This is a genomic window from uncultured Sanguibacteroides sp., assembly GCF_900543425.1.
Lineage (GTDB): Bacteria > Bacteroidota > Bacteroidia > Bacteroidales > Marinifilaceae > Gabonibacter.
The window spans coordinates 67436-79167 of sequence record NZ_UQRQ01000002.1; the positions used below are offsets into that span (position 1 = coordinate 67436).

General features: G+C 39.7%; 11 protein-coding genes. 5 read left to right on the forward strand and 6 right to left on the reverse strand.

Annotation, left to right across the window (positions count from 1 at the left end):
• Window positions 1-5: 5 nt before the first annotated feature.
• From QZR76_RS01360 to QZR76_RS01370, 3 genes are all read right to left on the reverse strand, one after another.
• Window positions 6-1802, reverse strand: a complete 1797-nt coding sequence (locus tag QZR76_RS01360) for a lysophospholipid acyltransferase family protein (protein ID WP_294139710.1) — start codon at window positions 1800-1802, stop codon at window positions 6-8.
• A gap of 23 nt (window positions 1803-1825) precedes the next feature.
• The gene (locus QZR76_RS01365; protein WP_294139712.1) at window positions 1826-2092 is read right to left on the reverse strand and encodes a DUF721 domain-containing protein; all 267 of its coding nucleotides are present in this window, start codon (window positions 2090-2092) and stop codon (window positions 1826-1828) included.
• Window positions 2093-2214: 122 nt separating this feature from the next.
• Complete coding sequence (locus tag QZR76_RS01370) at window positions 2215-3321, reverse strand: DNA replication/repair protein RecF (RefSeq protein ID WP_294139714.1); 1107 nt, start codon at window positions 3319-3321, stop codon at window positions 2215-2217.
• A 191-nt stretch (window positions 3322-3512) separates the two neighbouring features.
• Between QZR76_RS01370 and QZR76_RS01375 the strand changes: the two genes are divergently transcribed.
• Window positions 3513-4199: a tetratricopeptide repeat protein gene (locus tag QZR76_RS01375; protein WP_294139716.1), complete on the forward strand. Its 687-nt coding sequence runs from the start codon at window positions 3513-3515 to the stop codon at window positions 4197-4199.
• Between the two features lie 54 nt (window positions 4200-4253).
• Here the strand turns inward: QZR76_RS01375 and pyk are convergent, their stop codons facing one another.
• Together pyk and aroQ are read right to left on the reverse strand one after the other, a co-directional pair.
• Window positions 4254-5654 (reverse strand): pyruvate kinase, encoded by a 1401-nt coding sequence (gene pyk / locus QZR76_RS01380; protein WP_294139717.1) that lies wholly within the window; start codon window positions 5652-5654, stop codon window positions 4254-4256.
• A 113-nt stretch (window positions 5655-5767) separates the two neighbouring features.
• Complete coding sequence (aroQ, locus tag QZR76_RS01385; RefSeq protein WP_294139719.1) at window positions 5768-6181, reverse strand: type II 3-dehydroquinate dehydratase; 414 nt, start codon at window positions 6179-6181, stop codon at window positions 5768-5770.
• A 263-nt stretch (window positions 6182-6444) separates the two neighbouring features.
• Here aroQ and xerD point away from each other — a divergent pair, with 263 nt between their 5' ends.
• Window positions 6445-7359 (forward strand): site-specific tyrosine recombinase XerD, encoded by a 915-nt coding sequence (xerD, locus tag QZR76_RS01390; RefSeq protein ID WP_294139721.1) that lies wholly within the window; start codon window positions 6445-6447, stop codon window positions 7357-7359.
• Window positions 7360-7422: 63 nt separating this feature from the next.
• Entirely contained in the window at window positions 7423-7989 is a 567-nt protein-coding gene (locus QZR76_RS01395) for a hypothetical protein (RefSeq protein ID WP_294139723.1), read from the forward strand.
• 46 nt (window positions 7990-8035) lie between these two features.
• On the opposite strand, the gene miaA is transcribed toward QZR76_RS01395, so the two are convergent.
• A complete protein-coding gene (miaA, locus tag QZR76_RS01400) occupies window positions 8036-8953 on the reverse strand; it encodes a tRNA (adenosine(37)-N6)-dimethylallyltransferase MiaA (RefSeq protein WP_294139725.1) in 918 nt (305 codons plus the stop codon).
• A gap of 167 nt (window positions 8954-9120) precedes the next feature.
• Here miaA and QZR76_RS01405 point away from each other — a divergent pair, with 167 nt between their 5' ends.
• Together QZR76_RS01405 and QZR76_RS01410 are read left to right on the forward strand one after the other, a co-directional pair.
• Window positions 9121-9642, forward strand: coding sequence for a GNAT family N-acetyltransferase (locus QZR76_RS01405; RefSeq protein ID WP_294139727.1), 522 nt, complete (start codon window positions 9121-9123; stop codon window positions 9640-9642).
• 112 nt (window positions 9643-9754) lie between these two features.
• On the forward strand, window positions 9755-11728 hold the full coding sequence (locus QZR76_RS01410) for a hypothetical protein (protein WP_294139729.1): 1974 nt from the start codon (window positions 9755-9757) through the stop codon (window positions 11726-11728).
• The last annotated feature ends 4 nt before the right edge of the window (window positions 11729-11732 follow it).

Sequence of the window (11732 nt, forward strand, 5' to 3'; positions counted from 1 at the left end):
TTATTTCAAATATCTACATTATCTGACGAAAAACGCGTCAGAATAGTTTCATCATTAATTTCCTTCGATAAAGATTCGATCGTTTTCATCGGAACGTCAAAAATATCTAAAATTAACAAACCATCCAAACACATACTGAACTTCGGATCAATATTGAATCCTATAATTTTCGCATTCAACGAGATATATTTTTTCAACAACACGGGTAATTTATCACTCGAAGGCTCTATATCTCCGATCATCTTATCCAGCACGCTGATATCCTTATGAGCCACATCGAGCATAACTTGAATTCCGGGTTCATTTGTTCCCACCAGGTATTTGGAACGCGGAAGTACATAACGGGCCATATCATAATTATAATGATTAGCCATGATAAATTTCATGATCAACTCTTTAGACACTTCCGTATATTTTCCGCTAATGGTTACCGGACCTATCAGATAACGATATTCCGGATTTTTCAATAGAAAATAGAGGATACCTTTCCATAACATAAATAAAGGGAGAGGCTTACGTTGATAGGCTTCCGTAATGAACGAACGCCCCAACTCTATGGACTCGTACAGGACAGGCAACATCTCTTTTCTCATCTTAAACAAGGAATTGATATAGAAACCTTTCATCCCGTAACGGTCAACAATCTCTTTTCCTTTACCGACCCGGTATGCCCCTACGATTTTTTCTTCTTCTTTATCCCAAATAAACAGATGATAGTAATATAAATCATATTCGTCCAAATCAATACTACGATTCGTTCCTTCACCTACAGCCCGGAACGTTACTTCCCTCAAACGACCGATCTCATTTAAAACATTAGGAATTTTTACCGACGGAGAACAATAAACATCATAGTTCTTCATCGTAAACAAGAGATAATCCTCCGCGATGTCGGCTATCTCTCTTTTCAATACATTATTCTCAATTTCCGATGCGATCGGTTCTGCTTTTGGCATAGCTTTTTGCGATTTTATGAAAAATTTCTTCACCTCCAAAGAAGAACCTAACAAATAGGTCTTCGCTCTCAAAAACTTCCCGTATTGTACTATGTCGTGAAACGAATTCTGACTTTCAACCGATATCGGATTTCCGATACGCAGTTTTACTACCCGATTTTTTTTATTCAATAGCTCGGAAGGTAATTTCACGTTACGTAACATCGGATGGATCAACCCCAGCAAATAAAACAACAAGCTATTGGAGCCTTTAAAATAAATCGGTACAACCGGAACCTTTGCCATTTTAATCAACTTTAGCGCAGGTAGGTTCCATTCCGGATCCTCCACATGATTGGAATCCGGTTGATAAGAAGAAACATCCCCGGCAGGAAAAACCCCCAACGGTTTACCCGACAGCACATGACGCATCGCCTCTTTCAGTCCCCCCGATTTAACATTCATACGTTGCTCTTCCTGTGGTTCCATCCCCAGAAAATACTCCTGTATCGGAGCGATCTTTTTCAACAAGAAATTGGCCAATACTTTATAATCAGGGCGAATCTTACTCAACAATTTTACCAAGATAATCCCATCCAATCCGCCGAAAGGATGATTTGACACGGTTATGAAAGGCCCCGTCTCCGGAATTTTCTGCAGATCTTCATCACTAACCTCAACCGTCACCCCCAATGTATCAATTAAATTATCAAGAAAAACCTCAGGATTATCATCATACACTTTCGAACAGAGTTTGTTTAATTTGTCCAACCGCAAAATATACATTACCAATTTTGCCATCAAACTATTACCGAAAGGATTAAATCCGCGCATAGGCAATAAATCTCCCGAATTAATTAATTTCATTTATACTTCTTTTAACTCCCTTTTCAGGACACAATCAACTCTTTTACAACACCTTCACCTACCCGGTCATTCAAAGCTTTTAACAGCCCTTCCTTAACCAATAGAATTTCATTCTTCACGACAGACGAGGAAAAGCTAACAAAAAGCTTGCCATCGACCATTCGTAGATTTTTTGTTTTCGAGGCAATCATTCCCCCCACGACCTCCGGCCAAAGCTGACATACCTCCCTCTCTTTGAAACGTTGAGTCAATCCCATCTGTTTCAAATAAAGTTTCATCAACTCATCCATCTTTAATGTTTTGCCCTGCTTCACGACGTATTTCAAATTATAAATCTATGGTATTACGCGAGTGCAAACACCAAAGACTTTCTAATTTGCAAAATTACCATTTTATTCGATAAAACAAAGAATCATACACACACCTCTTTTATAACCCCTTCTTCCACCACGAAAATCTTAAAAGAGGAAGTATGTTGCTTTACTATTTCATCTATGTGCAGCCGATTCGTATCCGTAATAAATACTTGTCCAAATGTTTTTTCCGAAACGATACTCACGATCCGGCTTACCCTGGAGGTGTCCAATTTATCAAATATATCATCCAATAAAAGCAACGGTTTTATTCCATTCCGTGCCGATAAATAAACGAACTGAGCAAATTTCAATGCCACTAAAAAACTCTTTTTTTGTCCCTGCGATCCCATTTTCTTTACCGGATATCCTCCTAATTCAAGCCCCAAATCATCCCGGTGTGTTCCGACCGTCGAATAAGTCAATATTCGATCCCGTTCAAAACTTTCCTTGAGGGAAGCAAGCAGGTCGTCATGTTTTATCGTCGTCACGTACGTTAACGAAACTTGTTCTTTTCCTGAAGCAAGCAAATCGTAATAATGCTGGAAGATAGTGCTCATTTCAAGGACAAAATCCCGGCGTTTCTTTAAAATCAACATCCCGCTTTCGGCCAACTGCTCATCCCAAACCGCAAGCATATCCATATCCATTCCTCTCCCCGCATACTCTTTCAGCAACATATTTCGTTGCATTAAAATCCGGTTATAACGAATCAAATGCGTCAAATATTCTTTGTCCTGCTGGCTAATTACGCCATCGACAAAACGACGTCTCTCCTCGCTTCCTCCATCTATTAAAATCGTATCCGCGGGAGAGACCATTACTAATGGCAGTAGTCCGATATGATCGGATAGGCGATCATACACTTTCTTGTTTTTTTTAAATACTTTCTTTTGGCCTCGTTTCACTCCACTATACACCTCAACCCTCTCGCCTCGCCGTTCATAATTACCCTGTAACACAAAAAAAGGCTCTCCGTGACGAATATTCTGTACATCCGGTAAGTTGAAGTAGCTCTTACACATGGATAATTGATAAATAGCATCCAATACATTTGTTTTTCCCGCTCCGTTGTTTCCTATAAAACAATTAAAACCGGAACAACATTCAATTTGAGCCTCCGATATATTTTTATAATTAACAATATCCAAATTTTTTATTTCCATCTCGATGTTTTATAGGTTAGGACCAGCACCCTCGTTCTCTTCTCCCCCAAAAGTAAGGAAAAGTAAAATAGATTTTATCGAATGTAGAATTTTTTGCATAAAATTTCGTGGAGGCTCTCGGCATATGAAAAAAAAAACTAATTTTGCAGGTCGATGAATAATGTGTAATAGATAACAAAAAACATATAACGATGTCAAAAGAGAAACAAAAACACGGAGATGGCTTCGAACAGATAGAAGAAGTTACGATATCAACCGAACAATTCATTGAGAAAAATCAGAATTTATTAATCAAAATCATCATTGTAATTATCGTTGTAATCGGTGTTGTGCTGGGATACCACAAGTTCTACAAGCAACCTCTCGCTAAAGAGGCTATGAATCAAATGTTCAAGGCTGAAAATCTTTTTGAAAGAGATTCATTCAACTTAGCTCTTAACGGAGAGGGAGATGTTCTTGGTTTCCTTGATATCATCGAAAAATACGGTTCAACGCCAAGCGGTAACTTAGCAAACTATTATGCCGGATTGTGTTACCTCTATAACGGAGATTACAATAATGCCATTAAATATTTAGAGAAATTTTCATCTAACGATTTTGTATTCAAATCATTAGCAAAATCAAATATCGGAGATGCCTACATGCAGTTAGGCGATTACAAAAAGGCAGCCGATTATTACAAAAAAGCGGCTAACGAAGATACGAATGAATTGACAGCTCCCATCATTTTAATGAAAGCAGGACTTGCTTTCGAAAAAGCGAACGATTACAAGTCGGCTTTAACAATGTACGAGAGGATAGAAAAGGAATTTATCTCTTCGATGGAGTTCCGCGATATCGAGAAATACATCACGCGAGCCAAAGAGAAAATAAAATAATATCTTTTGATCTCAAATAAAAAATCCCCGGAATTCCGGGGATTTTTTTATTATTCAATGAATCTCTCCGATTTTACATACTTCAATAAAAGAGGCACCTTTACCATGCCCGAAGCTTCCTCCCACAACAACGACATAATCATCAGCATGAATTCCTCTTTTCGTTAACATCGCCGGTAGGTCGTTCATAAATTCATCACGAGACATCGGTTTTTCGGTAAAATAAGGATAAATACCGAAAGAGAGAGCAAGCTCCCGCATCACTTGATCGTTATAGCAACGCGCAAACACAGGCAAATCTCCCCGGAAAGCAGACAAATAGCGTGCGGTACGCCCTGACAACGTATCCACGACAATAGCTTTTACCGGCAAGACCGTGGCTGTTTTGACAGCAGCACGAGCCAACGCCGCCGTAATTTCATTATTAATCCGGACCAGACTCCGACCCGCATCCGGAGCCACGGAACATTCGTTTTCCTCCGCCACATTTCTCATTACGGTGACAGCCTCTACCGGATAAGCCCCATAAGCCGTCTCCCCACTCAACATGATAGCATCCGTTCCCATGTAAATAGCATTGGCAATATCGCTAATTTCAGCCCGGGTAGGTCTCGGGTGTTCTATCATCGTATGAAGCATCTGAGTGGCAATAATCACGGGCTTTTTACTTTCGATGCATTTATTTACGATATAACGCTGAATACGAGGTATTTTCTCTGCCTCAATTTCAATTCCCAGGTCTCCCCGGGCAACCATCACCCCATAGGCATAATCCAAAATCTCGTCGATGTTATCAACTCCTTCCTGGTTTTCAATTTTAGCGATGATCTTTATCTTACTCTGTCGTGCGTCCAATATCTGTTGTACCGCTATCACGTCCTCCTTATTACGTACAAAGGAGTGGGCAATAAAATCCACGTTATTATCTATTGCAAAATTGATAAACAACTTATCCTTATCGCTTAAGGATTGCAATTTCAAATTAGCCCCGGGCACATTCACGCTTTTCCGATCCTTTATCATGGCTTCATTGGTTGCCATTACCTCCAGATAGTGTGCATATTTTTCCACGACGACCAATTCGACATCTCCATCGTCGATTAAAATACGATCTCCGGTTTTAATATCATCCGCAAAATAAGGATAAGATACATGGATTAATTTTCCCTCCATCTTTAAATCCACATCTCCCGTAAGAAACAGGCACTCTCCTTTTTCTACCTGAAAAGGAGTATCAACTGACACGGTCCTTACTTCCGGCCCTTTCGTATCGACCAAAATAGCGATATCTCCGGATACGGTACGAACATTATCTATCACTTTCTTTGCCTGTTCTATATTCTGATGAGCCGTATTCAAACGAACTACATTCATTCCTGCACGATACAGATTTTGTAAAAAATCCACATCACATCTTTTATCCGATATGGTTGCTACAATCTTTGTTTTCTTCATATAAACCGATTACTTAACGACATTAATTCTTATCAAAACTTTTCTTTACTCTCTTTTTCTCATATAAAATATCTACGAAAAGAAACAAAAAAAGATTTAGAAAGTTTTCTTTTTTAAAGAAACGCCCGTAACGCCAGCTCGTAGGACTTCAGTCCGAATCCGGCAATAACTCCCCGACAAACCGCTGTCAAATAAGATTTATGCCTAAATTCTTCCCGTTTGGCCGTGTTAGAAATATGCACCTCAATGACAGGAGTTTCGATTGCGGCAATGGCATCCGCAATGGCAATAGAAGTATGAGTATAGGCCCCGGCATTCAGTATAACTCCGTCATAAGAAAAACCAACCTCATGTAACTTATCGATCAATTCTCCCTCTATATTGGATTGAAAATAACCGATTGCCACCTCCGGATATTCTTTCCGCAAAACCTCCAAGTAATCCTCGAAAGAGGTCTCGCCATAAATTGATTTTTCCCTGACACCCAAAAGATTGAGATTGGGTCCATTCATAATTAATATTTTCATACTTTTCGTTTTTATTCTTCTGCAAAATTAACAAAAAACGATCGCAAACAGGCTGTTTTTCCACCAGAATATTAATTTTTTATTACGACACCTATCTGAACTTTTTCTTTGTTAAACTTACCAAATGGTGTCGGTCGCATATAAAAATCCCTTATCTTTAGCCATCGAATTTCCCATTTTATCCTTCATTATTACCTTCATTGAATTGAAGGCAGAGGATATATAGGGCTATATAAACGGACAATATTTAATTTATAAACACGATGACCTGGAATGAAGCGATAGATAATTTTAAAACGTATTTAACCCTAGAAAAATCTCTTTCAAGCAATTCAGTAGAAGCTTATCTGAACGATATAAAGAAGTTGGCATCCTTCAGCTTACAATCTGAACCTCAACTTCAACCCGAAGAGATCACTTATACGATCCTAAACAATCACTTATCCCAATTAAAAGATTCGGGAATTACGGCCAGAAGCCAGGCCCGAAGTATTTCCAGTATAAAATCTTTTTTTAAATTTCTGATTTACGATGAAGTAATCACCGTCAATCCGGCAACCTCTTTAGATACTCCAAGAATAGGGAAAACATTACCGTCGGTACTGAGCGTAGAAGAGATCGAAGCCATGATTGATGCGGTTAACCTAAAGAAACCGGAAGGACAACGCAATAAGGCAATCATAGAGACGTTATACTCCTGCGGACTACGCGTATCGGAACTGGTAAACCTGAAACTTTCCAATATCAATTTCAGGATGGGATACATCAAAATAGAAGGAAAAGGTAATAAAGAACGTCTGGTACCGTTAAACAACAAAGCAAAAGACGAAATACGGATATACACGAAAACAGACAGGGCTGCCACCCCTAAAGCCAAAGGGTATGAAGACATCCTTTTTTTAAATAAAAAAGGAAAAGCTCTTTCGAGAGTAATGGTATTCAACATCATAAAGGAATTAGCCTTAAAAGCAGGTATTAATAAAACCGTTTCTCCACATACCCTTCGACACTCGTTTGCCTCTCATCTTGTAAACGGAGGTGCTGACATACGGGCTGTTCAAGATATGCTGGGGCACGAGTCCATTCTTACCACGGAAATTTATACCCATCTGGACAATACCTTTTTAAGAGATACGATCATAAATTTCCATCCCAGGGCAAAAAATTCCCGCAAATGATCACTATCTTTGTATACTTTTCCTTTTCACATACGAGGGGAAGAGCCTTAATTCAACACGATCATGGAAAACAAGCAAGATATTCTCAAAAAATTAGGAAGTAACGATATCGAACAGGTAGTGGAAGCAATAGAACGGATTAAAACAGAGGGAGATCTGTCTATTATTCCGGAATTACTGGACATTTTACTCCTATGCAAAGAGCCTGTCATTATCACCAACATTACCTCCCTTCTCTCCGACATCAAAGATTCGGGATTCAAAACCATCCTGATGGAAAAACTGATTCAGGCATCCAATGACTCCGAAAAATCAAATCTATTACGTATATGCTGGGAATCGGCCATTGATTTTTCCGAATACATTGATGTATTTCTGGACATTCTCCTGAAAGATGATTTCATTTCAGCCCTGGAAGCATCGACCGTCATCGAGAATCTATCGGATAATCTACCCGAAGAAAAAATAAAAGGAGCCATAGAACAAATAAAAGCATTACCGGCAGACGACGATAAGGCCTTCCTGTTTGAAAGTGTTCTTTCCCATCTGGAAGAGATGCTTGTATCCCAAAAAGAAAGAGAAGATGATGAAGAAGAACATCATCATTGCGGATGTGACGGACATGATTAACATTGTAGATTGTAAATTGATTTTTGAATTGTAAATCAAAAATCAATCATGTTGTCTTAAGCCAGGTTTTCACCCGGTCTACTTTTTCATCCAAGGGCATATCTCCGTTCAGCCACTTGATATCAAAACCGTCTCGTTCCATTTTCCTGAACCAGGTCATTTGTCTCTTGGCAAATTGGTGGATGGCTATATTTAATTTTTCAACCATTTCATCGTATTCCAAACGACCTATTAAATACAGGGTTATATATTTGTACTCCAAACCGTAATAAATCAGGTCCTCCGACTTAACTCCCCCATCCAACAATCCTTTCACCTCCTCAATCATTCCATTTTTCAGACGAGCTTGTAACCGTTCGGTTATTCGTTGTCTCCGTTTCTCACGATCAAACAAAACTCCTACAATCAAAGATCGTATTTCGGGGAACGCACCCTCTTCCGGTTCATGAGTAAGATAATATTCGGCAATCTCTATACCCCGAATAGCCCGTTTTACCGTATCCGTATCCGTCGTATTATGTAATGTTTTATAAGAAGCTAATATCTCTGTCAACTCAGCTAACGATTTAGAAGCTAAGCGAGCCCTTAATTCCGTATTTTCGGGAACCGGAGTCATACGATAAGCTTTCAGTATGGATTCCACGTACAATCCGCTCCCTCCGCACAATACAGGAAATACATTCCTGCTCTTGCAATCTTCCCACACTTTCAAAAAATCCTGCTGGTATTCAAAAAGATTATACCGATAACCCGCATCTGCAATATCCATCAAATGATAAGGAATAAGACGTCCCTCGTATTCATATTCGGACAAATCCTTACCCGTACCGATATCCATACCTCGGTATATTTGACGCGAATCAGCCGAAATAACCTCTCCGTTTAACTCTGCCGCCAACCTAACTGCCAACGCCGTCTTTCCCGTGGCAGTTGCCCCGACTATACTCAGTAAATTATAATCCATAGTTCCTATAACATTCCAAAACCTTTTCAATGGGTTTTCAAATTTAATTTATTTTTTTGAATCCCTTAGATTAATTTCAAAATTAACATGGAGGAAAGGAGGAAAATAGTATATTTGGATGCTGATAAAAAAATAGATTAGAAATAAACTCATAAAATCATCAACTTATGATCAATGACGAAACAATTCGACTAAGACCATTAGAACCCGAAGATTTGGAATGCCTTTATAAATGGGAAAACGATATGGATCTATGGGAAGTAAGCGATACCTTAACCCCATTTTCCTTATTCACGCTAAAGAAATACATCGAAAGTTCCCATCTGGACATTTACACGACCAAGCAACTTCGTCTCATGGTTGAACTTATAGATCCGGTGACTCCCGTGGGGTTAGTTGATCTATATGATTTTGACCCTTACCATCAACGGGCAGGAATCGGAGTTATGATTCACAACAGCGAATACCGAAAAAAAGGTTATGCGACATCCGCCATTCGTTTAATGCTCGATTACTGTTTTGAAACATTAGGCCTCAATCAGGTATACAGTAGTGTTCCCAGCGGCAATATCGGTAGCCGGAAACTTTTTGAAAAATTAGGTTTCGAGCAGACGGGCTATCGTAAAGACTGGCTTCGCAGAGGTAATGAATGGGAAGATGTTGTTTATTTCCAATTACTTAATCGATAATAATCAAAAAAAATATCAGGAAGCTGTCGAATCTGAAACAGCTTCCTATTTTTATTTCTACACGTCATATCTTTATACTATGAACAAAAAAATCCTTAAGCATTCATTATTTATGGTGTGTTTATTTGCCGGCTTAACAACCCGAGCTTCCATACCGGAAGAAACCATCCAGACAACGATTACAGCAATTCAGTCAAAAGGAGATACAGATAAACAACTCGTAGAGGCTGGAGTCAGACAAGTAGCTCGCCTCTGGCAAACAGAGGATGGGAACGCAAACGATTTCCAATCCTTTTGTATCAAAAATTATCTTACGGATCCCGTAACCAAACAACGGGTTTTCGAAAAGATCAGTAACTATTTTGAAGCTTTGTGGGGACATTTCAATGAAATAACCCTACAATTACAATTGAACCTTCATCAAGATAACGGGCCTTTAGACGAAATTGATCCCATGTTCGGCGCTTACAGTCCCGGTTCTCACCTGATTAACGATTTTTACGCAAATAAAATCGGTTTTATTATCGCATTGAATTTTCCGGAAGTTCCCTTAAAAGTGAAAGAGACTCTCGGAACCAACCGACAGGCTTGGGCTTATGCCCGCCTGGGAGACATTTTCACCTCCAGAGTTCCTTCCGAATTAATCCAAGCTCAAGTAAAATCGGAGAGCGATGCAGATGTTTATATATCCGATTACAACATATACATGGGACACGTGTTGAATGCCAGGGGGAAAAAACTATTCCCGGAAGATAAGATTCTACTCTCGCATTGGAATCTCCGGGATGAAATTAAGGCGAATTATAATAAAGGAAAAGAGGGATTGGATAAACAACGCACCGTATACGAAGTCATGAAGCGAATCATCACGCAAGAGATTCCCACGCAAGTAATCAACTCCGGAACGTACGATTGGAACCCCTATTCCAATACCATCAGCTCCAACGGCGAGCCAACCACCGTAATCCCCGAAGATACGGAACGTTACCAGCGGATGTTAAATAATTTTCATGCCGTTAAAGCCATAGATCCTTACACGGGTAAAAACTTTATCGAACGAAAATTCTCCGGGGAGATGGAAATATCCCTTAACGATGTCAAAACCCTATTTACCCAATTTCTAACCGCACCGGAATTAAAAGCCGTAGGAAAAATCATATCCAAACGACTCGGACGTAAATTAGAGGCTTATGACATCTGGTATGACGGATTTAAGGCAAGAAGTAACCTGGACGAAACAAAATTAGACGCCCAGACCCAGCAACTTTACCCGGATGCTGCCGCATTTAAAGCCGGACTTCCCGATATCCTCATCAAATTAGGATTCACTCCCGAAAGGGCTGACTATATTTGTGATAAAATTGCCGTCGATGCAGCGAGAGGCTCCGGACATGCCTGGGGGGCAGCCATGAAAGGACAACAATCACACCTGCGTACCCGTATTCCGGCAAAAGGAATGGATTACAAAGGGTATAACATTGCCGTCCATGAATTCGGACACAACGTGGAACAAACACTCTCTATGTACGATGTGGACAATTTCATGATGAGCGGTGTCCCCAATACCGCCTTCACGGAAGCCCTTGCTTTTATTTTCCAGAAACGGGATCTTCAATTATTAGGAATCGAAGACCATAATCCGGAAAAGGAAGACATGGACGTATTGGATAAATTCTGGAGTTTATACGAGATCATGGGAGTTTCGATGTTAGACATTGCCACCTGGGAATGGATGTATGCTCATCCCGATGCAACAGCATCCGAATTAAGAGATGCCGTTATCTCCCTTTCAAAAGAGATATGGAACACATATTACGCTCCGGTATTCGGAAAGAAAGACGAAACGATCTTAGCTATTTATTCCCATATGATCAGTTATCCCCTCTACTTATCAGCTTACGCGTTCGGACAGATCATAGAATTCCAACTGGAAGATTATCTGAACGGTAAAAACTTCTCTCGGGAAGTAGACCGTATTTTCAGGCTCGGACGCCTTACTCCCAACGAATGGATGTTACAGGCTACCGGGCACGATTTAAGTGTAGAGCCCATGGTAAAAGCCGCTCAAAAAATAATAAACAAATGAAAAA